Below are 21959 nucleotides of genomic sequence, written 5' to 3'. Positions count from 1 at the left end.
ATAAAATCAACCTTAATAGCAGAATCAACTTAAAACATGCACCAAATAGATGTTATAAACGTATAATCCTTGCATTTTTACAGAAAGAGAGTTAAAATATACACATCAATTTATTTTGTAACAAAATTGAAGGTAGGATAGTGAAAGGAGAAACATTATGAAGATGAAAAAGCTAATGGTAGCAGCATTAGCCGCAGCAATCACTGTTGGCAGTGCATTACCAGCGTCTGCAGCATGGATTCAGTCCGGCTCCGACTGGAGATATCAGAATGAGGATGGCAGCTGGCAGGCAAACAAGTGGTATCAGGAGGATGGCAAGTGGTATCATTTTGATGTCAATGGCAATGCACAGAAGGGCTGGTTTAAGGATACCGATGGCAAGTGGTATTTCTTTGCATATAATGGAATTATGCAGACAGGCCTGCTCAAAGTCGATGACAAGGTATATTACATGAATGCGGACGGTTCCCTGTTTTCTGGAGCTATGAAGATTGGTGGAGTTGAATATAACTTTACCGAATACGGGACAACAAACGGAAAGCCATCCGTAGGTGCTTCTCAGACTTTTGGAGGTAACGGGAACCAGACTAACGTCGTCGTTGGCGGTGGTGGTTATTCCCGATCAGGTGGTGGATCTGGAAATAGTGGACCAATCAGCAACGTTGTGAAAGAAAACGTGCAGAAAGCTGTAGTGGCTGCTGTAGAAGAAAATAAGGAGAATGAATTCGTTTCGACTACAATAGCAGGACAAAATATTACTGTTACAGTTAAGGCTGAGCAAACCGAGTCCACATTAAAAGAAGTATTAGGCGATGCTGAAAGTGTATTATCAGGAATTCTTACCACAGAAGGTGTGGAAAGTGTTCAATTTGGAAATACAACTATTACTGTTGATGACAACATCAAGGATAAAATTAAGGCAGCAGCTATAAAAGAAGGCCTTACCCCTGATACGTTATTAGGTAGTGTTGAAAAGACTTACAAAATAACAGTTGCATTAAGCGATGGACAACAGTCAATCGATTATACTTTTTCAGTTAAAAAGTAAAAATTGTTTTGATATTATTTCTTTTTAGGGTGGCTCTCACAGGAACCGCCCTATTTTAAATATGGAGAGCGGCATGAGAGTAAAAAAAAGATGGATAATTTGTGGAATAGCATTTATCATAAGTGCCTGCGCAGCCCAGACGGCGTTTGCTGGGTCCATTAATGGGAACGAGCAGTCTGTCATATCCGCGGTAAGCGGACAATTTGAGAAAGACGGAATTATTTATGCGGTCAAACCGGAATACATTAGCTCGGTAAAAAGCTATCTGGCCCAGGATGATGTGGAATTGACTGCGGAACAGGCTCAGGCAGCTATTTCAGAAATATATGCCAATGTACAGACCGGAGTGGAAAGCGGTTATTTAGTAGAGGTAGGAAGAACCTCCTCTTCGGAAACAGAACCTTCACAAGCTCCTTCAGAAGGTCAAGCGGAACGGCAGGAAAGCAGTACATCCACAAAAAAACCTGAGAAGCAAAACACAGAAGAAAATCAGAAGGAACCAGAGACTGCGGGAACGCAGGAAAACGAAGGCCCAGAGGCTAAACCGGAAGACAATTCCGCTACATCAAAAGAAGGTACGAAAGAAGATCGCATAACAGAAAAGACCTCATCCGTAATATCCATCCTCGAACTTGTAGACAAGGCGCCTCCCCAGACTTATGAATACTTATATAAAGATACAGATGCACGGATGCAGCAGTTTAAGATCCGGTACGAAATCATGTGGGGATGTTTGGCAGCATCTGCATTTGCAATTGCAGCGGTACTTGCTATATCAATACATAAGAAGTTATTAATCAGTCACAGTCATCGGAAGCTGCGCAAACTTTTGAAATATATTCTGACAGCTGCCATAGCAGCTCTGTCTTTAACATTATGCTTAATTGGCGGAGGCTGGTTCGGAGCATTTCAGAAAAATGCGATTCTCAGTAAATTAGCGGATACAGGATATTATTCATTTGCCTATAATGAACTCAGGAAGGATACTTCCATCTCATTTTCACTGTTAAATATCCCGAACAGCGTCATGGACCAATCTCTCACCTACGAAAGGGTGGTTATAGCGGCCAGGCAGCAGGTAGAAAATGATTTGAGGCAGGGGGGCTATAAAGCCGATACTTCTGTTTTAATAGAACCATTAAAAGCCGATATTGAGAAATATTTACAAGGGCAGTCTGTATCTATGACAAAAGAAGCGGAAGCAGGACTTTCTCTTCTGATGGGACGCCTTGATGAAAAATACACGGCTTTACTAAAATGGCCGTTTGCCTCGTGGTGGTTACAGTTGAAGGCCGACTATACAAAGACGGTAACTCTTCTTCTGCCTGTCTCATTACTTTTAATCGCGGCGGCACAGATCATTCTTGTTTTTCTCCATCATTACAAATACCGGGGCCTGTCACTGGGAGCAAAAGGATTAATGCTGGGAAGTGCATTGGGCTTTTTGGTCTTTACCGGAAGCAATATGGTTATTTCAGGCCGGCTGGGAGAAATCAAACCTCCTTATATGAATTCATTTTTTGAAATTTACAAAAGCGGGATATGGAAGGCAGGAGCGGTTGTTTGCGGGATAGGAGTGCTGTTGGCCTGTATGGTTCTTGCTGCTGTAAAAGCATGGAAAGAAGGCAAATAACTTGGAACAGATATATTTTTTTGATATACACTGCCATTTAATACCTGGGGTAGACGACGGAGCAAAGGATATAAAAGAAAGCCTGGCTGCATTAAAGGAAGAGTACGATCAAAATGTCAGGTGGATCATTTGTACCCCCCATGTGACGGCGAATTTAACCTCTCAGCAAGCAGAAAACATAAATGCTTCTTTTGATGATTTAAAAGGCAGGTTGGAAAAAACAGATTTTGGAAAAGAGATGGAACTCTATCTGGGTTGTGAGCTCATGTATTCTGAGAGCCTTGCGGAGCGGTTGGATGCAGGGGAAATATGGACAATGTCCGGGACAAGTTATATTCTGGTTGAGTTTTTGCCCTCAGTTGCTTATGAGGAGTTATATCGTGCGGTCAGGAAATTGTCTGCAAGGGGATATATTCCGATTCTGGCTCACATTGAGCGTTATCTATGCCTGAATAAAAGGCTGGAGCGAATTCGGGACCTGCAGGATTTAGGCGCATATTTCCAGGTAAACGCTTCCAGTTTAAAGGGAGGCGTGTTAAACCAGAAAGCAGCTTTTGTAAAAAAACTATGCAAATCCGGTCTGATTCATTTTCTTGCTACAGACAGCCACGGCATGGTATACAGGCAGCCGGATATAAAGAAGGGGGCCGAATGGGTGATGCACAATTGCGATTCCCGGTTAGGACAAAAGATATTATACCAGAATGGAATTGCATTGTTGAATGATATCATTATTTAACTGAGGAGAAAGTTATGGGAACCAATCAGGACGATGAGATTGAAATAGATTTAATTGAGTTATTTTATGTTTTGAGACGGAAAATATGGATTATTTTATTGACCGGTATTTTGGGAGCAGCTTCCTTAGGCTTATTTGCAGCAATGGTTATGGAGCCTGTTTTTACTTCTTCTACCATGCTCTATATAGTTAATAAGACTACTACACTGACTTCTCTGACGGATCTGCAGCTGGGAACTCAGCTTACAAAGGATTACAAGGTACTGGTGACCAGCAGGCCTGTTACGAACCAGGTCATTTCGGATCTGGATTTAAATATGTCTCATGAACAGCTTGTGGGTAAGATTAAGGTGGAGAATCCAACAGATACCAGAATTCTTACTATATCAGTAGAGGATTCAGATCCGTACATGGCCAAAAGTATTGCGGATGAAGTGGCAAAAGTGGCATCTGCCCGAATGGCTCAAATTATGGATTCCGTTCCGCCGAATATTGTAGAGGAAGGATATCTGCCGACTGACAAAACCAGGCCAAGTATTACAAAGAGTTCATTACTGGGCGGATTTGCAGGGATGTTTCTGTCCGCATTAATCATACTGGTGTTATTTATTATGAATGATACGGTTAAAACTCCCGAGGATGTGGAAAAGTACCTGGGGTTGAATACACTGGCTGCTATTCCATTGTTTGAAGAAAATGCTTCCATGCAGAAAAAAAGACGAAAGAGGAACTTTGGGAGAGGAGGTAAGGTGCAATGAGAAAGGTTTCATTCCGCAGAAAAGATAAACTTGATTTTAAAGCAAACGAAGCATTTAAAACATTGAGGACAAATATTCTTTTTTCAGGTAAGGATATTAAAGTATTGACTCTTACCAGCTCTACCCCCAATGAAGGAAAAACCTCCGTTTCATTTCAGCTTGCCAGCTCCTTTGCAGCGGCGGATAATCGGGTATTGTTTGTAGATGCTGATATCAGAAAATCGGTTATTGCAGGCCGATATAAGGTGGATGGAAATACATTTGGGCTGACCCATTATATGACAGGGCAGAAAACCATGGAGGATGTAATCTGTCAGACAGACATTAAGAATATGGATATAATTCTTGCAGGACCAGTTTCTCCCAACCCTACCGAACTTCTTGGGGGACCTTTGTTTGCAAAGCTGCTGGAAGAGCAGCGGGAGAATTACGACTATATTATCGTAGATGCGCCGCCCCTTGGAAGCGTAATCGATGCAGCCCTTATTGCAAGATATGTGGATGGTGCGATTATAGTTGTGGAAAGCGGTGTGATCAGCTACAAAATGCTGCAAAGGGTGAAAGAACAGCTGGAAAAGAGTGAGTGCCGTATTTTGGGTGTCGTGTTAAATAAGATAGATATGGAGCGAGACGCTTATTACGGAAACTATTACGGGAAATATTATGGCAAGTATTACGGAAACTATGGAGAATGATATTAGTAAGGATCAAAAAGAACGTGTGCGGTCTGAATCAAAAGGCCTGCACACGTTTTTTCTTTCTTTCTTTTATCCAATCTTTCAAAATTCACTTGACCATGACCATACGTCACCCTTTATAATACATATATAATAATTCAGGAAAAAGGAGGTGACAGGCCAATGAACCAATATTATACCTCAGGCCAGTTCGCAAAAAAAGCCAATGTTTCCATACGCACCGTGCGGTACTACGATAAACAGGGACTGTTAAAACCATCGGGAATGAGCGAGGGAGGATACCGGCTATATACGGATTCCGATTTCGCAAAGCTTCAGAAAATTCTCTCCTTAAAATATCTGGGCTTTTCCTTAGATGAGATCCGTTCCATTACCATCAATGATGATGACAATGATTACGTTGAAGAGTCTCTCCGGCTTCAATTAAATCTCATCAGGAAGAGGATTGAGCACTTAAAGCTGGTGGAGCAGACCCTTACGGAGACTTCAAAGCTGGTGACGGAAAACCAGTCCGTGGACTGGAATAAAATCCTCCACTTAATCCATATTACCAATATGGAACGGTCCCTTGTGGAGCAATATAAGGATGCAGCAAATATAAGCATCCGGATCGGTCTTCATAAAAAGTATACAAAGAATTCCATGGGCTGGTTTCAGTGGCTGTACGACCTGATGGAGCCTTTGGATGGAAAAAGCATTCTGGAGCTGGGCTGCGGCAATGGGGAATTGTGGCGTGCAAATAAGGACAGGATACCGGCGGATGCAAGGATCTGCCTGTCTGACATTTCAGAAGGGATGATCCGGGATGTGGAAGAAAGCCTGAAAAATGTTCCCGGTTCCTTTACCTTTGAAGTATTTGACTGCCGTCAGATCCCCAAGGCTGAGGAAAGCTTTCATGTTGTGGCAGCCAATCATCTCCTATTTTATCTTACAAATTTAGATGAAGCGCTGGAACAGGTGAAAAGAGTTCTGAAACCGGGAGGCATTTTTTACTGCAGCACCTATGGCTCAGATCATATGAAGGAGATCAGCCAGCTGGTAAAGGAATTCGATTCCAGAATCGCTCTTTCCGAAGTGAATTTATATGATGTGTTTGGCCTTGAAAATGGAGAGGAAATTTTAAAAGACCATTTTCATTCAGTGGAGAGGGAAGACTATAAGGATTACTTAGAAGTCAGTGACCCGGGGGCGCTTATGGAATACATTCTTTCCTGCCATGGCAACCAGCAGGAGTATTTAAGCGACCGCTACGAGGAATTCCGGGAATTTCTGAAGAAAAAAATGGAAAAAAAGGGTTTTATCCATATTACAAAGCGTGCTGGGGCATTTATCTGCAGAAAGTAAAGAAAAATTAATGAATAAGGACTTGACAGTGACCTTACGTCACCCTGTATGATGATATCACGAATTAATACGGAGGAAAAACAAATGAAGGGAATTATTCTTGCCGGAGGCTCCGGCACCAGACTTTACCCGCTGACCATGGTAACTTCCAAACAGTTACTGCCTATTTATGACAAGCCCATGATCTATTATCCCCTGTCCGTTTTAATGAATGCAGGGATCCGGGATATCCTGATCATCTCCACGCCTGATGATACGCCCAGGTTTGAGGCTCTTTTAGGAGACGGAAGCCAGTTCGGGATCAGCCTGTCCTATGCGGTACAGCCTTCCCCGGATGGCCTTGCCCAGGCATTTATCATTGGAGCGGACTTCATCGGGGATGACAGCGTGGCTATGATCCTTGGGGACAATATTTTTGCAGGCCACGGACTTAACAAGCGTCTGTTAAATGCGGCAAACAAAAAGGATGGAGCAACCGTATTCGGCTATTATGTGGATGATCCGGAGCGCTTTGGCATTGTGGAATTTGATTCTGACGGAAAAGCAGTATCCATTGAAGAAAAGCCGGCAAAACCAAAGAGCAATTACTGTGTAACAGGCCTTTACTTCTATGATAATAAGGTCGTGGAGTATGCGAAGAATTTAAAACCATCGGCCAGAGGGGAACTGGAAATTACGGATTTAAACCGCATTTATTTAGAGGAAGGAAAGCTTGATGTGGAGCTTTTGGGACAAGGCTTTACCTGGCTTGATACGGGAACCCACGAATCCCTGGTAGACGCCACTAATTTTGTCCGCACCATGGAGACACACCAGCACAGGAAGATTGCCTGTCTGGAAGAAATCGCTTACTTAAACCACTGGATCACAAAGGACCAGCTCATAAAGAGCATTGAGCCTTTGAAAAAGAACCAGTACGGACAATATTTAATGGATGTCCTTGCAGGAAAATACATTGATAGATTGCACGGTTAAGGTTTGCCCGCATTAAAAATATGTCAATAAAAGCAGGAGGAAGTATAAATGAAGATTATCGTTACCGGAGGAGCCGGTTTTATCGGCGGAAATTTCGTACATCATATGGTGAATAAATACCCGGATTACCAGATCATTAATCTGGATCTTTTGACCTACGCAGGAAACTTAGAGACATTAAAGCCTGTTGAAAATAAGCCCAATTATCGGTTTGTAAAAGGAGATATTGCGGACAGAAGCTTTATTTTTGACCTTTTTGAAAAGGAAAAGCCGGATGTAGTGGTAAACTTTGCGGCAGAGAGCCATGTGGACCGCTCCATTACGGATCCTGAAAGCTTCGTAAGGACCAATGTAATGGGGACCACCACCCTTCTTGATGCCTGCCGCACTTACGGAATCAGGCGCTATCATCAGGTTTCCACAGATGAAGTATACGGCGACCTGCCTTTGGACCGCCCGGACTTATTTTTTACAGAGGAAACGCCGCTTCATACGTCTAGCCCATATTCTTCTTCAAAGGCAAGCGCAGATCTTTTTGTTCTGGCATACCAGAGGACGTTTGGACTTCCGGTAACTATTTCCAGATGCTCCAATAATTACGGACCCTATCATTTTCCGGAAAAGCTGATTCCTCTTATCATCAGCCGCGCTTTGGCAGATGAAGAGCTTCCGGTATACGGAACAGGGGAAAATGTAAGAGACTGGCTCCACGTTTCCGACCATTGCGAGGCCATTGACTTAATCATCCACAAGGGAAAAGAAGGAGAGGTCTACAATGTAGGCGGACATAACGAACGCACCAACTTAGAAGTGGTTCAGACCATTCTCAAGGCCCTTGATAAGCCGGAGAGCCTGATTAAGTTTGTTACAGACCGCCCGGGACATGACAGGCGCTATGCCATTGATCCGAAAAAGCTGGAAACTGAGCTTGGCTGGAAGCCCCAATATAACTTTGACACAGGGATCCGTCAGACCATCCATTGGTATCTGGACAATGAGGACTGGTGGAAGCATATTATCAACGGAGAATATCAGAATTATTTTGATAACATGTACGGCAGCCGTTTATAAACTTCTGCGGCATGGTTTCCTTAATAAAAGAAATGGAACTTCCTTGGAGAAAAGAGGCATCTATGAAAGTATTTGTTACTGGCGTAAAAGGCCAGCTTGGATTTGATGTAGTAAATGAACTGAAAAAGCGGGGACATGAGGCCATTGGCGTGGATATTGATGAGATGGACATTACTGATGAGGTCAGCGTAAACAGAGTCATTCGGGCAGCAGCTCCTGATGCGGTCATCCACTGTGCAGCCTATACGGCCGTAGATGCTGCCGAAGAGAACGAAGAACTGTGCCGTAACGTGAATGCAAAGGGAACGGAGTACATTGCAAAGGTATGCCGGGAACTGGATATCCGGATGATGTACATCAGCACGGATTATGTATTCGATGGCCAGGGAACCCGTCCATGGGAGCCTGATGACGAAAGGGAGCCGTTAAATGTTTACGGTCAGACAAAATACGAGGGAGAGCTGGCAGTGGAGGAAAACCTCGCCAAGTATTTTATTGTCAGGATCGCCTGGGTGTTTGGTGTGAACGGAAAGAACTTCATAAAGACCATGCTGAATCTTGGAATGACCCATGATAAATTAACGGTTGTAGCCGATCAGATCGGTTCCCCTACCTATACCTATGACCTTGCCCGTCTTCTGGTGGATATGATCGAAACGGAAAAATACGGCCGTTACCATGCGACCAATGAAGGCCTTTGCAGCTGGTATGAGTTTGCATGTGAAATTTTTAACCAGGCTGGCATGAATGTTAAGGTGGAGCCTGTAGGCTCGGATCAGTACCCGGTAAAGGCAAAGCGGCCCATGAACAGCCGCATGAGCAAGGATAAACTGGATGAAAACGGGTTCAGCCGCCTGCCTTCCTGGCAGGATGCGCTGAAGCGGTATCTGCGCGGGTGATGAGCCGGGCGAACATGCCTGCATGTTCATTCGGCGACCACTGCGGCAAACGAGACAAAACGCGCAAAGCGTGTTTTGTCTCGTTTGGAGATTGTTTCTCCCGGCGGATGATCGGTAGGAGTGGATATGGAAATCAAGATAAATGACTACTGGGAACCGGATCATTTCCGGGCCTTAAGTGAGGACAATTACAATGTGTCCAGATCCTGTGAATATGAGAGGAATGAGATGCACCATATCCATTCCTCAAGCGAAATCCTGTTTGTTGAACAGGGTTCTGCGGAATACTATGTCTGCGGTAAAAAATATCATCTGGAACAGGGTGATATCATGGTGATCGGAGGACAGGAGCACCACCAGAGGAGGCTTTTGGAGTGCCCCTTCTTAAGGTACGGGTTGTCGGTCAGGCCCTCTTATTACGAGAGCCTGAATCTTGGAGAGGATTTGAAAAAGGTGTTTCTTACGCCAACGGAACAGGTGTATAAGGAACGTTATAAGCATGTGGATCCTGATATCTTTTACCATATTGTAGAACTGCTGCAGGAGTTGTATGGGGAGCAGGCCGTTCATAAACCCTTTCGCTCCATGATCGAAAGGACCCTCATTACCCAGATTTCTGTCCTGTTGTTCCGGGTGTTCGGCCTGGAACGGAGAGAAAGCGAGTTGTCCGTGATGAATTTAAGGATGATAGACATCAAGGAATATATTGATGTACATTTTCGGGAAAATCTGGATCTTCAGATTTTAAGTGAACTTTTTTATTTGCATCCGGCAACCATCAGCAAGGAGTTTAACAAGTATTTTGGAAAGACCCTGATAAAGTATATTAACAGCGTCAGGGTATGTGAGGCTGCCAGCCTGCTTGAGAATACCAATGAGAGTGTTACAAGCATTTCGGCAAAATGCGGATATGACAGTGTCAATACATTTTTAAGGCAATTTAAGGCAATCATGGAAACCACCCCACTCCAGTACCGCAAGGCTGTGAAGGAATGGTTCGAAAAAAAACGGGAAGAATTTCAAGGGCTGTAAGCGATTACAGCTCTTTTTTTGTCTGAAAGAGGGATTCTCATAGAAGATACTCCGAAAATGTAATTAAGAAATGGTGATTTATGACTAAAATCTATGCAGAATATACAAGGAGAATGAGATATGATGATAGCAGTTAATACAACAGACTAAAAATTAATGGAGGGATCAGTTATGAAGAAAAGAGTTCTTGCATTGCTTCTTTCCACCGCTATGGCGGCGTCAATGATGGCAGGCTGCGGCGGAAAGACCCAGAATGAAACAACAGCGGCAAAGGAGACGGATAAAGCTCAGACAAGCGCTGCAGAAAAAGGAACAGAAGGAGAAAAGGTGCTGCTCACCATTTTTGACGGTTATGCGGGAGAAGATCCACACGGAAAGTTCATTTATCAGTATGCGGAAGAGTATATGGCACAAAACCCCAACGTGGTCATTGATGTGCAGGCTGTCAGCACAAATGACATTTACACAAAGCTTTCCGCAATGGCTGCCACTCCAAAGGATGTGCCCACCATTTTCTTCACATCGGCAGACGCAGTTGCGACCCTTCACGATCTGGGGCTGACAGCGGATATCAAGGAACTTGTGCCGGAAGATTTAAAAGCGAAATTTGCCAACGGCGTTGTGGACTCCTGTATGCTGGGAGAGGAGATGTCCTATTTCCCGGTTGCGGTTCAGCCTCAGGCAGTGATCTACCGCACGGACAGATTTAAGGAGGCCGGTTTAGAGGCTCCAAAGACATGGGAAGAGTTTGTGGCGGCTGCAAAGACCCTTACAAAGGATACCAACAATGACGGGCAGATGGATGAGTGGGGATTTGATATGGTAGGTTCCAACAACTCCTCCGGACAGAGCCGTTTCATGGCGTACTTATGGTCAAATGGAATTGATTGTGTGAAGGAAGAAAACGGCAAGTGGATCACTGATATTTCCGAAGATCAGAAATTTATGGATGCATTTTCAAGATGGACCAACATGAATGCAGAGGGCATCGTTCCTACGGGGATCACAGAAGTGGATTATCCTACAGCTGCCAATTACTTTGCCATGGGATACACCAGCATGTTCCTTACCGGGCCCAATGCTCTTGGTGTGGCTTATGCCAACAACCCTGATTTAAAGGGAAAGCTGGGATCCTTTAAGATGCCTGGTGATTATCCGGGAACCATGCTTGGAACCGAAGGCTATGGTGTCAGCGCCTATGCAACCGATGCAGAAAAGGCGGCAGCCATTGACTATCTGAAGTTTTTTGTGGAGCATGACAAAGACATGCAGTTCTGGCAGAGCAGCGGAAAGATTCCGGCAACAGCAGAAGGACAGAAGGCAGACTATATATCAGGAGACGATTATGCAGGCTTTTTACAGCAGATTGCAGACGGCTGCCGTCCGACAGTTAAGTTTGCAGGTGTCAGCGGTTTAAAAAGCGCTCTTGGAAATGCGTATGCATCTGTATTCTCCAATGAAAAGACGAACGAAGAAGCAGTTAAAACTCTTGTAAGCGATGTTGATGAGTTGTTAGAGGATTATAACTGATCATGAAAATGAGGGAGGAACCATCCTCCCTCAAAAAATTGAGAAGGGAGTAAGATGAATTTCATGAACAAAAATGGAACTGCCCGGATAAAAGTGAAGTCCCAGAGGCAAGGATATTACTTTACTCTGCCGATTGTCGTCATGCTGGCTGCCCTTATCATTTATCCTATGGTTTATGGGTTCTATATCAGCTTTTTCAACACGAACCTGGTGACGAAATGGAATTTTGTAGGCTTTAAATATTATGCGGCAGCATTTAAAGAAGCGGCCTTTTACCAGTCTGTTCTGCTTACGACTGTATTTATGATTCTGGTGGTAGGAGGACATTTCATCCTGGGATTTATCCTGGCCACTCTGCTCAACCGGGAATTTAGAGGGAGAACGGTTTTCCGGGTCATATTCATGCTCCCCTGGTTTTTCCCTGAGGCTGTGGTGGCTCTTTTGTTTACCTGGATCATGAATCCCATGTACGGGATCTTAAACAGCGCCTTAAAAGGGCTTGGTCTTATATCCACCAATGTTTCCTGGCTGGGAAGCAAGGAGCTGGCTTTCCCGGCAGTGGTTTTTGTCTGCATCTGGAAGGGCTTTCCCCTGGTCATGACCATGATCCTGGCGGGGTTACAGAGCATATCCAGGGATTATTACGAGGCGGCGGAAATTGACGGCGCCAGCAAATGGGCCCAGTTCCGGTATATCACTGTTCCCTCCTTAAAGCCCATCCTGACCACGGTCTTGATCCTGGACTGCGTCTGGTGGTTTAAGCAGTATACTCTGGTTTACACGATGACGGCAGGAGGGCCGGGAACTGCAACGAATTTAATCAGTTTAAGCATCTATGGCACGGCGTTTAATGATTTAAGATTTGGAAAAGCGTCTGCCTGGGGAATCCTGGTGTTCTTTATATGCTATTTGATCAGTCTGGTGAGTAAGGTGGTGACAAAGGACAATGAGTAGATCGAAAAAGAAAAAAAACAGTTTGATTGCAACTTACGCCGCATTAATTCTCATGGCTTCTTTTATCGTGGTCCCGGTTTTGTGGATGATATCCACTGCCTTTAAAACAGAACCGCAGACGTATTATCCTCAGCCTAAATGGCTCCCAAACCCGTTTTCCCTGGATTCTTTCCGGAAATTTTTCAGTACTTATAATTTTGGGCGCATGACCTTAAACAGTCTGGTAGTCTGCCTTTCTGCCATGGTGATCTGTGTGGCCTGTGCCTGCCTGGCCGGATACGGGGTGACCAGATTCCGGTTTAAAGGAAGAAAACAGCTGATGAGTTTTCTGCTCATTACCCAGATGTTTCCGGGAGTCATGCTGGTGGTGCCGTTTTATGCAGTACTCTCTAAGTATCATCTTGTCAACTCCCTGCTTGGCCTGGTCATTGTATATGCAGCCACAAATATCGCCTTCAGCACCTGGATGATCGTATCTTATTTTAAGACCATTCCCCTGGAGCTTGACGAGGCGGCGCGGGTGGATGGAGCTTCCAGCTTCCGCATCTTCTGGAATATTATCCTTCCCCTGATCGTTCCCGGAATAGCAGCGGTAGCCATGTTCGTGCTGTTTAACGGCTGGAATGAATATATGTTTTCTTCTGTCCTGGTATCCAAGGACGAATTAAAAACGCTCACTGTTGGGATCATTTCCTTAAATTCCCAATATCAGATTAAGTGGAATGACTTAATGGCAGCATCCAGCATATCCAGTCTTCCTTTGGTAATTCTTTTTGTAAGCTTCCAGAAGTATTTTATTGCTGGAATGACCGGAGGAGCTGTAAAGAGCTGATTTGCAGAGAATATGACTTATGGAGGTAATAAAAATGGATCATATAAAAATCCATGACATCAAAGTGTTTGTAACGGCCCCAAGAAACATCAATCTGGTTGTGGTGAAGGTAGAAACAACGGAGCCGGAATTATACGGCTATGGCTGCGCTACATTTACATGGAGGCACAAGGCGGTTGTGACTGCCATTGAAGAATACTTACGCCCAATGCTCAAAGGGAAGCCTGTGGATGACATTGAAGGAATCTGGCAGTCGATGGCGGGAAGTTCTTACTGGAGGAACGGACCGGTCTTAAATAACGCCATATCCGGTGTTGACGAGGCATTGTGGGACATCAAGGGAAAAAGGGCAGGAATGCCGCTTTACAGCCTGCTTGGCGGAAAATGCCGGGAAGGGATCGCTGTCTACAGGCATGCGGATGGAAGCTCCATAGAAGAGGTGGAAGAATGCATCCACGGGTATATGGACGAGGGGTACCGCTATATCAGATGCCATATGGGTACCTATGGCGGAAACTTCGACGGAAAGATACAGAGGATCGTAAAGCCCCACAATGCACCGGAGGGAGCGTATTTCCATCCGAGAATGTACATGCAAAGTGTATATAAGCTGTTTGACCGTGTCCGCAGGGACATTGGCTGGGAAGTGGAGCTGATGCATGATGTCCACGAGCGCTTAAGCTTTGCAGAGACTCTGGAGTTTGCCCGGGAAATGGAACAGTACAAGCTGTTTTTTCTGGAGGATTCTCTTGCGCCGGAGCATGTGGAATTTTTTAAGATTCTGCGGCACCATACTATCCTGCCTCTGGCCATGGGAGAACTGTTTACCAATCCCAATGAATGGAAGGCCATTGTACAAAACCAGTGGATCGATTATATGAGAGTCCATTTAAGCGACATCGGAGGGTTGACCCCTGCCAGGAAGCTGGCGCATTTTTGTGAGGCTTATGGAGTGAAGACCGCCTGGCATGGGCCAAATGACTTATCTCCTATTGGAATGGCGGTGCAGATGCACCTGGATTTAAACAGCCATAATTTCGGCATACAGGAATTTTCCGGCTTCAGTAAAGAGGAGCAGGAGATATTTCCGGGCTGTCCTGCAATCAGGGAAGGATATGCCTATGTAAACGATAAACCGGGAATCGGAGTCTGTTTTGATGAAAAAGCGGCAGAAAAATATCCTGCAGTGGATATGGATCACGGCTGGCTGTTCTCACGGCTTCCCGATGGAACGCCCGTAAGGCCATAACAAAAAAATACAGAATACATATAATAATGGAAGCATTTCCGGCCGGAGCAGGTCAAAAAATCCCTTATATCCTCCCGGCCGGACTTGCATTTTATCTGCTTTCATGATATAATGGCGAAATACCGTAAATACCATAGTTTTTCATAAAAAAAGATTGACGAATCCTGGCCTGTGTGTTATAGTAATTGGGCGAATGGAAGAGCTTAGGTCTTTTTTTTATGCTCAAAATTGCTTGCAGCAGAGAAAAGGACTTAAAACACAACAATGAAAATTTAAGTGGAGGTGGAAGTCGTGCGCACAAAAATCACACTGGCATGTACTGAATGCAAACAGCGTAATTACAACATGACCAAGGATAAGAAGACTCATCCGGACAGAATGGAAACAAAGAAGTATTGCAGATTCTGTAAGAGCCATACGATGCACAAGGAAACAAAGTAATCAGTTGTAAAGGACGTGAAGGTTGAAAGAAAGACGTCTTCCAACCTTGAATTTGTGAAGCGACTGGATATGCAAGCATATCCGCTTACTTCATTAGGAGGCAAATTATGGGAGATACAGTGAACAACGAGAGTGCTCAGAAGAAGAACTTTTTTAAGGGTCTGAAAACTGAGTTTGCGAAAATTGTTTGGCCTGACAAAGAAACCGTAACGAAGCAGACGATCGCTGTTATGTCATCAGCGATTGCTTTAGGATTGATTATTGCGATTATTGATCTGATCATCAAGTTTGGTCTCAGTTTTGTCTTATAATTCGTAAGGGTTAAGGTGAGTTTATGTCAGAAGCTAATTGGTATGTAGTCCATACCTATTCAGGTTATGAGAACAAAGTAAAAGTTGACATTGAGAAAACAATCGAAAACAGAAACTTGCAGGATCAGATTCTGGAAGTATCGGTTCCGTTAGAATCCGTCATTGAACTGAAAAATGGCGTTGAGAAGAAGGCCGATAAAAAGATGTTTCCCGGCTACGTACTGATTCACATGGTCATGAATGACGACACATGGTATGTGGTACGTAACACCCGTGGAGTGACAGGCTTTGTAGGTCCTGGATCAAAACCAGTTCCTCTGACAGAAGAAGAGATGGAGAAACTTGGGTTCAAGAACGAAGAGATCATCGTTGGCTTTGAAGAGGGAGATACCGTTGTGGTAACTTCCGGTGCATGGAAGGATACCGTTGGTGCTATCAAGTCCATCAACGAAGGTAAGAAAACCATCACCATGAGCGTTGAGATGTTCGGCCGGGAGACTCCGGTGGAATTAAATTTCAGCGAAGTGAAAAAGATGTAACAAGTAAAAGCGGCTTATACCGGTGTATAGGCTCGTGGGAGGGAAATCCCCGACAATACCACATTTATTTAGGAGGTGCCTAATTATGGCAAAGAAAGTAACGGGATATATCAAATTGCAGATTCCAGCAGGAAAGGCTACACCAGCTCCTCCTGTAGGTCCGGCACTTGGACAGCATGGTGTAAACATCGTACAGTTTACAAAGGAATTTAACGCAAGAACAGCTGACCAGGGAGATTTAATCATTCCAGTTGTTATCACTGTTTACGCTGACAGAAGCTTTAGCTTCATAACCAAGACTCCGCCGGCTGCTGTATTACTTAAGAAGGCCTGCAAGATCAAATCCGGATCTGCAGTTCCGAACAAGACAAAGGTTGCTACAATTACTAAGGCTGAATTACAGAAAATCGCTGAGCTGAAGATGCCAGACTTAAATGCAGCATCCGTTGAATCAGCTATGAGCATGATTGCCGGTACCGCAAGAAGTATGGGTATCACAGTTGTAGAGGCATAATTTTCTTAAAGAAAGCAGGCGGAAGCGCTGCCTAAATTTAGAAAATCAGCGGTTCGGTGAGCCGGCAGGCGAATCGGACTTCCTTAATAATATTGCAGTTGATGTAGTTTTAAGAACGTGGGAGGGAAAATCCCCGACAATACCACTAGGAGGTTATTTAGAATGAAAAGAGGAAAAAGATACGCAGAGGCAGCTAAAACAGTAGATCGTTCTGTTCTCTACGATGCACCAGCAGCAATCTCTTTAGTTAAGCAGAATGCAAGTGCTAAATTTGATGAAACCATTGAAGCTCATATCAGAACCGGTTGTGACGGACGTCACGCTGACCAGCAGATCCGTGGTGCGGTTGTACTTCCCCACGGTACAGGTAAGACTGTTCGTATTTTAGTTTTCGCTAAAGGCCCGAAGGCTGATGAAGCACAGGCTGCAGGCGCAGATTATGTTGGAGCTGAGGAACTGATTCCGAAGATCCAGAACGAAGGCTGGCTGGATTTTGATGTAGTTGTTGCTACACCAGATATGATGGGTGTTGTTGGACGTCTGGGACGTGTCCTGGGACCAAAGGGCTTAATGCCAAACCCAAAAGCTGGTACTGTTACTATGGATGTAACAAAAGCAATCAACGATATCAAAGCTGGTAAGGTTGAGTACAGACTTGATAAGACAAATATTATCCACGTGCCAGTTGGAAAAGCTTCTTTCGCAGAAGAACAGTTAGCGGACAACTTCCAGACGCTTGTTGATGCAATCATCAAAGCAAGACCAAGTACAGTTAAGGGTGCTTACTTAAAGAGTGTTACACTGGCTTCCACCATGGGACCTGGTGTAAAGCTGAACGTAGCAAAGTTAATGAACTAATTTTGTTTTGTGATTGACATTGATTATAAATAATGTTATAATATTTCAGTATTAACTGCCGAAGACAGCAGGTGCCGTGAGGCATAAGGTGTAAACGCCTGCCGAGGAATGTACAAGAATCATTTTATGTAAATGAATTGTAGACCTCTCTGTCCATCCGGCGGAGAGGTTTTTCTTTGCGGTTTATACGAGCGGGCTTCCCAGGCAACCGGGAGGTTCAGACTAAACAGGAGGTAAACCATAATGGCAAAAGTTGAATTAAAACAGCCAGTTGTAAGCGAGATCAAGGAATTACTCGACGGCGCTGAGTCAGCGGTAGTTGTAGATTACCGTGGTATCACAGTTGCTCAGGATACAGCGCTTCGTAAGAAATTAAGAGAGGCCGGTGTTTCCTACAAGGTATATAAGAATACCATGATCCGTTTTGCAGCTCAGGGTACCGCATTTGAAGCTCTGGATCCAAATCTGGAGGGACCTACAGCAATCGCTGTATCCAAGACAGATGCAACAGCTCCGGCAAGAATCCTGGCTGAATTTGCTAAGACAGCTCCGGCTCTGGAAATCAAGGGCGGCGTTGTAGAAGGCACTTACTATGATGCAAAGGGTATGGAGAAGATCTCCAGCATTCCTTCCAGAGAGATCCTTCTTGGAAAGTTGCTTGGAAGCATGCAGTCTCCTATCACAAACATTGCCCGCGTTCTCAAGCAGATTGCAGATGCTCAGGGCGGAGAAGCGGCAGAGGCATAATTTTCTTAATAAAAGCAGGCAAAGACCCGCTTGAGATTAGAAAATCAGCCGTTCGAGGAGCCAAAGGTGATTCGAACTTTCTAAAAATAAACATATTAAATACGGAGGTATATTATCATGGCAAAGTTAACAACAGCTGAATTTATCGAAGCTATCAAAGAATTATCTGTATTAGAATTAAACGAATTAGTAAAGGCATGTGAGGAAGAATTCGGTGTATCCGCAGCAGCAGGCGTAGTAGTTGCAGCAGGTCCTGCAGCAGTAGAAGAAGAGAAGACAGAATTCGACGTTGAATTAACCGAAGTTGGTCCAAACAAGGTTAAGGTTATCAAGGTTGTTCGTGAAGCTACCGGCTTAGGCTTAAAGGAAGCTAAAGACGTAGTTGACGGTGCTCCAAAGGTAGTAAAGGCTGGCGCTTCCAAGGAAGAGGCTGAGCAGATCAAGGCTTCCTTAGAGGCTGAAGGCGCAAAAGTTACTTTAAAGTAATTATACTTTTGGGTTGTTTTGGACAGGATTTGTACCTCTTAAAAAGGGACAGGATCCTGTCCTTTCTTTGTGTAAGATAACAGAATAGTCTTGACAATTTTGTAAATTTAGGTTAGAATGTAGGTGTATTATCGAATGGAGTTATGATTTCACATATTTTTGTAAGTCATTATTTTCGGATGATGATTTACAAAAATATGTGATTTTTTGTTTCAGGCGATATATCAAATATTTTTTATTTTATAGGAGGTACACGTTATGAACAACGGTACAGTAAAATGGTTTAATGGTGCTAAAGGATATGGTTTCATCGTAAATGACGCAACAGGCGAGGAAGTTTTCGTACATTTCTCCGGCATCGTTTCTGATGGTTACAAGACTCTTGAAGAAGGCCAGAAAGTAACCTATGATACAACAGAAGGAAACCGCGGTCTGCAGGCAGTTAACGTTTGCATGGCTTAATAAAAGCTTCGATTTATATGTAAGCTTTAAGGGCTGCTCTCATTTTAGAATGAGGGCAGTCCTTTTCTTTTCTACCTGGGAAAATATAATCTGCCCCGTTTTTTTATTTTGGAAGGTTATTTTAGGATCTTTTTAAAGGCTTGTTGTTTTGAATTTCTTAGGTGTTGAGAGGTGCTTTAAAACGCGTCTGTACGTGTCATATGTGTGGGAATAGAGTGAAGACAGGATGAAGGCAGGAGGCAGAGTACAGGTACGCTCGGGGAGGTGTGTGGTGGCTGGAAGATGGAGGGATAAATCCCTGTTATTTGATTTACGACAAGGTCTGGGCTGCGCTATAAGTCCGGGTTATTTATAAAAGGTCATGTTCTGTTGATATGGCGCAATAAGATTGTGTATAAAATTCTCTTTGGTATAGTGGATATGTCCTGATTCTAGGGGCATTTAAGGGAAAAGATAGAAAAAGACAGAAATGTTTTGGTTTTATTTTTCCGTAAATCTCCATAGATTGATTAATAATGGCAGAAAGCTGGACTAATGGGATTATGAAAATAAAATGGAAAGCAGCCTGTTTACTGGTTGTTTTTATACTGGATATCATTTTTGTGAAAGCAATGCATCAGTCGTACACGGATGCAAAGAATACCCTGTTTCTTCCTGCAGGAGCGGACGATGAAGCAGTTGATGAGGTCAGGAGGCAGTTTTCCGGAGATAAGCAGATAGCGCTGACCTTTGATGATGGCCCTCATTCTGTTTATACGCCGAGGCTTCTTGACGGGCTCCGCAAAAGGGGGGTCCATGCCACATTTTTTCTTCTTGGTGAAAATGTGGAAGGGAAAGAGGCCATCGTGAAGCAGATGGAAGAGGATGGACATCTAGTTGGAAACCATGGATATTCTCATGTTCAGATGAGCAAGGAGTCGGTAGGAACTGCCTGCCAGCAGATTGAACAGAATAACCAGCAGATAGAAGAGATTACCGGAGTGAGACCTCAGTATTTGCGTCCGCCTTATGGCTCATGGACGGAGGAATTGGAGTGTACCACCAATATGACGGTGGTGCTCTGGAACTTAGATCCTCTTGACTGGAAATCAAAGAATACCAAAAAGGTGGTACGATATATTGTAAAACATGTAGAGCCTGGAGACATCATCCTTCTCCACGATGTGTATCCGACTTCAGTGGAGGCAGCCCTGGAGGTGATCGATACTTTGACGAAGCAGGGATATACCTTTGTTACCGTTGATGAGCTGCTGGTGGATTAAGAGGAATAAGCTATAGAGTTCGTGGTTTGTGAAACCTTTGGGGTTGTATGATTTTTTGGAAGCTGAGCTAATTGAGGCTTTGAATATTAAGGGGGTCGGTTGGCCGGCGATTTTTTCATGAGGATTCTATATGCTTTTCAGAAAGTTTCGGGAAAGGGATAGAAGGTGGAATCATAAGAGTGGGTATTGCCAGGGTATTTTTTGCTTTTTAACTTTATGTTTGATTTGGGATGATTTGTATTTGCGGAATAAGTATATATTGTTGGTATCATATAGTTTATCTGAGCTTGCAAAGCAGGTGAGGATAAAAGGGTCGTACTTTGCCCTGCCCCCCTGATTATAAAAACATCTTTTTGATTTCATAATGTAGCTTATCCGAACATGAAAAGTAAGTAAGGATAAAAGGGGATCTCTTTGCACCCGTGCATTTGATTCTGAAAACCTCCTTTTTTCATAATATAACTATCCTAACTAGCAGAGTAAGTGAGAATAAATGGGGAGTTTTTTGCCCTGTGGATTCGATTCTGAAAACAAGAAGATGTTTTCAGAATATAGCTTTTACATATTCTTAATGAGCATGTTGATTTTCTGTGCAGTTTGTTGTATACTGTGCTTATAGGTCGAAAGCTCCCTGCGCGGCATACAGTTGTCGGTGCAATAAATAAGCAGTTTGGTTAAATTCTTTTACTGTTTGATGTGATGAATGGTTAGACGGTTCTTTGCATTGTGGGAAGTTTTTTTCTAAATAAGGTGTCCAATGGATAGATCCGGATTTATAAGGGAGGACTCGCATTAGCATGATTGGAGAACTGGAAGGTTATTTGTTCTTTCTGGTGGTTCATGAAAATCCTTATATTCTGTTGGGAAAAAGACCTGGCTAAATTCTTTTTCAATTTGTGTGGTATACAGTTGTATTTATTAAGCGCATTCTGCGGTAATCATTTGATCTTTCAGGTCGTCATCGACAAAAATTCCTTCTTAAAATATTGTTGGGTTTATGTGAGATTATACTTTATATGAGAGTGTAATGGCGTCATAGTTTATTTTTGATAATTCTATTTTTATTTTCTATGTCTTTACGAAATTAGTTCTGAAAGGAACAAATGCCTTGTTGCCATTGAAGAGTATTGGAAGGATTTTCCTATTTCTATATTTTCTCAATTTATTTTTAATATGTTATCTTTTGATTTGTATTTCTGATTTCTAATTCATATCTCCATATTCCATTTTTGCTTTACCTTTTTATCTGTGCATTAAGTGTCTTATGCTATAGCGTTTACAGGGTGATAATAAAAGATTTTATAAGAGTTTTCCTTAGTTTTTTGAGATAAGGTTAATAGTAGTTTAATGAGTTTCTGAACTTGTTAATTTAATATTAATATTATTATTATTTTTAGAAAGACATCTTTTTAATAATAAGAACCAGATGTTGAAAATAGAATTCCTATATCCCGTAGGGTATGATACTGATTGAAAAACATTGTGTTGTTGTGTTTTTTAAAAGGAACGTGTTTTCAAGTATCAATTTGAGTAAATCAGCTTTTTTATTGGAATTAAATTGCTGATATGTGAAAATG

At 43.3% G+C, this 21959-nt stretch carries 23 protein-coding genes and 1 other annotated feature; all 23 genes read left to right on the top strand.

Annotated features, from left to right (window positions below; translation table 11 throughout):
• Window positions 1-157 precede the first annotated feature (157 nt).
• The 23 genes from K401_RS0106075 to K401_RS0105960 all read left to right on the top strand — a co-directional run bounded on the left by K401_RS0106075 (window position 158) and on the right by K401_RS0105960 (window position 20382).
• Window positions 158-1048 (top strand): N-acetylmuramoyl-L-alanine amidase family protein, encoded by an 891-nt coding sequence (locus tag K401_RS0106075; protein WP_024292121.1) that lies wholly within the window; start codon window positions 158-160, stop codon window positions 1046-1048.
• A 73-nt stretch (window positions 1049-1121) separates the two neighbouring features.
• On the top strand, window positions 1122-2681 hold the full coding sequence (locus tag K401_RS0106070) for a hypothetical protein (protein ID WP_024292120.1): 1560 nt from the start codon (window positions 1122-1124) through the stop codon (window positions 2679-2681).
• Between the two features lies 1 nt (window position 2682).
• The gene (locus K401_RS0106065; RefSeq protein WP_024292119.1) at window positions 2683-3420 is read left to right on the top strand and encodes a CpsB/CapC family capsule biosynthesis tyrosine phosphatase; all 738 of its coding nucleotides are present in this window, start codon (window positions 2683-2685) and stop codon (window positions 3418-3420) included.
• A gap of 14 nt (window positions 3421-3434) precedes the next feature.
• The gene (locus K401_RS0106060; protein ID WP_024292118.1) at window positions 3435-4178 is read left to right on the top strand and encodes a YveK family protein; all 744 of its coding nucleotides are present in this window, start codon (window positions 3435-3437) and stop codon (window positions 4176-4178) included.
• The gene (locus K401_RS0106055; RefSeq protein WP_024292117.1) at window positions 4175-4873 is read left to right on the top strand and encodes a polysaccharide biosynthesis tyrosine autokinase; all 699 of its coding nucleotides are present in this window, start codon (window positions 4175-4177) and stop codon (window positions 4871-4873) included. The genes K401_RS0106060 and K401_RS0106055 overlap by 4 nt, the downstream gene beginning before the upstream one ends.
• A 165-nt stretch (window positions 4874-5038) precedes the next feature.
• Window positions 5039-6220 carry a MerR family transcriptional regulator gene (locus tag K401_RS0106050; protein WP_024292116.1) on the top strand — a complete coding sequence of 394 codons (1182 nt, stop codon included), beginning with the start codon at window positions 5039-5041 and terminating at the stop codon, window positions 6218-6220.
• A gap of 84 nt (window positions 6221-6304) precedes the next feature.
• Window positions 6305-7195 carry a glucose-1-phosphate thymidylyltransferase RfbA gene (gene rfbA, locus K401_RS0106045; RefSeq protein ID WP_024292115.1) on the top strand — a complete coding sequence of 297 codons (891 nt, stop codon included), beginning with the start codon at window positions 6305-6307 and terminating at the stop codon, window positions 7193-7195.
• Between the two features lie 48 nt (window positions 7196-7243).
• Window positions 7244-8266 carry a dTDP-glucose 4,6-dehydratase gene (gene rfbB / locus K401_RS0106040; RefSeq protein WP_024292114.1) on the top strand — a complete coding sequence of 341 codons (1023 nt, stop codon included), beginning with the start codon at window positions 7244-7246 and terminating at the stop codon, window positions 8264-8266.
• A 62-nt stretch (window positions 8267-8328) separates the two neighbouring features.
• Window positions 8329-9165, top strand: coding sequence for a dTDP-4-dehydrorhamnose reductase (rfbD, locus tag K401_RS0106035; RefSeq protein ID WP_024292113.1), 837 nt, complete (start codon window positions 8329-8331; stop codon window positions 9163-9165).
• Between the two features lie 126 nt (window positions 9166-9291).
• A complete protein-coding gene (locus tag K401_RS33485) occupies window positions 9292-10197 on the top strand; it encodes a helix-turn-helix transcriptional regulator (RefSeq protein ID WP_024292112.1) in 906 nt (301 codons plus the stop codon).
• A gap of 171 nt (window positions 10198-10368) precedes the next feature.
• Window positions 10369-11727: an ABC transporter substrate-binding protein gene (locus tag K401_RS0106025; RefSeq protein ID WP_024292111.1), complete on the top strand. Its 1359-nt coding sequence runs from the start codon at window positions 10369-10371 to the stop codon at window positions 11725-11727.
• Window positions 11728-11781: 54 nt separating this feature from the next.
• Entirely contained in the window at window positions 11782-12681 is a 900-nt protein-coding gene (locus tag K401_RS0106020; protein WP_024292110.1) for a carbohydrate ABC transporter permease, read from the top strand.
• On the top strand, window positions 12674-13513 hold the full coding sequence (locus K401_RS0106015) for a carbohydrate ABC transporter permease (RefSeq protein WP_024292109.1): 840 nt from the start codon (window positions 12674-12676) through the stop codon (window positions 13511-13513). The genes K401_RS0106020 and K401_RS0106015 overlap by 8 nt, the downstream gene beginning before the upstream one ends.
• 34 nt (window positions 13514-13547) lie before the next feature.
• Complete coding sequence (locus K401_RS0106010; protein WP_024292108.1) at window positions 13548-14762, top strand: enolase C-terminal domain-like protein; 1215 nt, start codon at window positions 13548-13550, stop codon at window positions 14760-14762.
• 291 nt (window positions 14763-15053) lie between these two features.
• Window positions 15054-15203: a 50S ribosomal protein L33 gene (gene rpmG / locus K401_RS0106000; protein ID WP_013271142.1), complete on the top strand. Its 150-nt coding sequence runs from the start codon at window positions 15054-15056 to the stop codon at window positions 15201-15203.
• Window positions 15204-15310: 107 nt separating this feature from the next.
• A complete protein-coding gene (gene secE / locus K401_RS0105995; RefSeq protein WP_024292107.1) occupies window positions 15311-15514 on the top strand; it encodes a preprotein translocase subunit SecE in 204 nt (67 codons plus the stop codon).
• A 23-nt stretch (window positions 15515-15537) separates the two neighbouring features.
• Complete coding sequence (nusG, locus tag K401_RS0105990; protein WP_024292106.1) at window positions 15538-16053, top strand: transcription termination/antitermination protein NusG; 516 nt, start codon at window positions 15538-15540, stop codon at window positions 16051-16053.
• Window positions 16054-16138: 85 nt separating this feature from the next.
• Window positions 16139-16567, top strand: coding sequence for a 50S ribosomal protein L11 (gene rplK / locus K401_RS0105985; RefSeq protein WP_024292105.1), 429 nt, complete (start codon window positions 16139-16141; stop codon window positions 16565-16567).
• Window positions 16568-16729: 162 nt separating this feature from the next.
• Window positions 16730-17425: a 50S ribosomal protein L1 gene (rplA, locus tag K401_RS0105980; protein WP_024292104.1), complete on the top strand. Its 696-nt coding sequence runs from the start codon at window positions 16730-16732 to the stop codon at window positions 17423-17425.
• A gap of 40 nt (window positions 17426-17465) precedes the next feature.
• Window positions 17466-17609, top strand: a sequence feature (ribosomal protein L10 leader region).
• A 59-nt stretch (window positions 17610-17668) separates the two neighbouring features.
• Window positions 17669-18172 (top strand): 50S ribosomal protein L10, encoded by a 504-nt coding sequence (rplJ, locus tag K401_RS0105975; protein WP_024292103.1) that lies wholly within the window; start codon window positions 17669-17671, stop codon window positions 18170-18172.
• A gap of 117 nt (window positions 18173-18289) precedes the next feature.
• Window positions 18290-18658: a 50S ribosomal protein L7/L12 gene (rplL, locus tag K401_RS0105970; RefSeq protein WP_024292102.1), complete on the top strand. Its 369-nt coding sequence runs from the start codon at window positions 18290-18292 to the stop codon at window positions 18656-18658.
• A 258-nt stretch (window positions 18659-18916) separates the two neighbouring features.
• Complete coding sequence (locus tag K401_RS0105965; RefSeq protein ID WP_024292101.1) at window positions 18917-19120, top strand: cold-shock protein; 204 nt, start codon at window positions 18917-18919, stop codon at window positions 19118-19120.
• Window positions 19121-19662: 542 nt separating this feature from the next.
• Complete coding sequence (locus K401_RS0105960) at window positions 19663-20382, top strand: polysaccharide deacetylase family protein (protein WP_024292100.1); 720 nt, start codon at window positions 19663-19665, stop codon at window positions 20380-20382.
• Window positions 20383-21959 lie beyond the last annotated feature (1577 nt).

Source organism: Lacrimispora indolis DSM 755 (genome assembly GCF_000526995.1).
In the GTDB taxonomy this organism is placed as follows: Bacteria; Bacillota; Clostridia; order Lachnospirales; family Lachnospiraceae; genus Lacrimispora; species Lacrimispora indolis.
Note: the sequence above shows the minus strand (reverse complement) of the source record. Positions and strands in the feature narration are given on the sequence as shown.

Bases quoted from the DNA above. Each gene is read 5' to 3' on its own strand.
- K401_RS0106075 (WP_024292121.1), top strand. From the start codon at position 158: ATGAAGATGAAAAAGCTAATGGTAGCAGCATTAGCCGCAGCAATCACT.
- K401_RS0106070 (WP_024292120.1), top strand. From the start codon at position 1,122: ATGAGAGTAAAAAAAAGATGGATAATTTGTGGAATAGCATTTATCATA.
- K401_RS0106060 (WP_024292118.1), top strand. From the start codon at position 3,435: ATGGGAACCAATCAGGACGATGAGATTGAAATAGATTTAATTGAGTTA.
- K401_RS0106055 (WP_024292117.1), top strand. From the start codon at position 4,175: ATGAGAAAGGTTTCATTCCGCAGAAAAGATAAACTTGATTTTAAAGCA.
- K401_RS0106050 (WP_024292116.1), top strand. From the start codon at position 5,039: ATGAACCAATATTATACCTCAGGCCAGTTCGCAAAAAAAGCCAATGTT.
- rfbA (WP_024292115.1), top strand. From the start codon at position 6,305: ATGAAGGGAATTATTCTTGCCGGAGGCTCCGGCACCAGACTTTACCCG.
- rfbB (WP_024292114.1), top strand. From the start codon at position 7,244: ATGAAGATTATCGTTACCGGAGGAGCCGGTTTTATCGGCGGAAATTTC.
- rfbD (WP_024292113.1), top strand. From the start codon at position 8,329: ATGAAAGTATTTGTTACTGGCGTAAAAGGCCAGCTTGGATTTGATGTA.
- K401_RS33485 (WP_024292112.1), top strand. From the start codon at position 9,292: ATGGAAATCAAGATAAATGACTACTGGGAACCGGATCATTTCCGGGCC.
- K401_RS0106025 (WP_024292111.1), top strand. From the start codon at position 10,369: ATGAAGAAAAGAGTTCTTGCATTGCTTCTTTCCACCGCTATGGCGGCG.
- K401_RS0106020 (WP_024292110.1), top strand. From the start codon at position 11,782: ATGAATTTCATGAACAAAAATGGAACTGCCCGGATAAAAGTGAAGTCC.
- K401_RS0106015 (WP_024292109.1), top strand. From the start codon at position 12,674: ATGAGTAGATCGAAAAAGAAAAAAAACAGTTTGATTGCAACTTACGCC.
- K401_RS0106010 (WP_024292108.1), top strand. From the start codon at position 13,548: ATGGATCATATAAAAATCCATGACATCAAAGTGTTTGTAACGGCCCCA.
- secE (WP_024292107.1), top strand. From the start codon at position 15,311: ATGGGAGATACAGTGAACAACGAGAGTGCTCAGAAGAAGAACTTTTTT.
- nusG (WP_024292106.1), top strand. From the start codon at position 15,538: ATGTCAGAAGCTAATTGGTATGTAGTCCATACCTATTCAGGTTATGAG.
- rplK (WP_024292105.1), top strand. From the start codon at position 16,139: ATGGCAAAGAAAGTAACGGGATATATCAAATTGCAGATTCCAGCAGGA.
- rplA (WP_024292104.1), top strand. From the start codon at position 16,730: ATGAAAAGAGGAAAAAGATACGCAGAGGCAGCTAAAACAGTAGATCGT.
- rplJ (WP_024292103.1), top strand. From the start codon at position 17,669: ATGGCAAAAGTTGAATTAAAACAGCCAGTTGTAAGCGAGATCAAGGAA.
- rplL (WP_024292102.1), top strand. From the start codon at position 18,290: ATGGCAAAGTTAACAACAGCTGAATTTATCGAAGCTATCAAAGAATTA.
- K401_RS0105965 (WP_024292101.1), top strand. From the start codon at position 18,917: ATGAACAACGGTACAGTAAAATGGTTTAATGGTGCTAAAGGATATGGT.
- K401_RS0105960 (WP_024292100.1), top strand. From the start codon at position 19,663: ATGAAAATAAAATGGAAAGCAGCCTGTTTACTGGTTGTTTTTATACTG.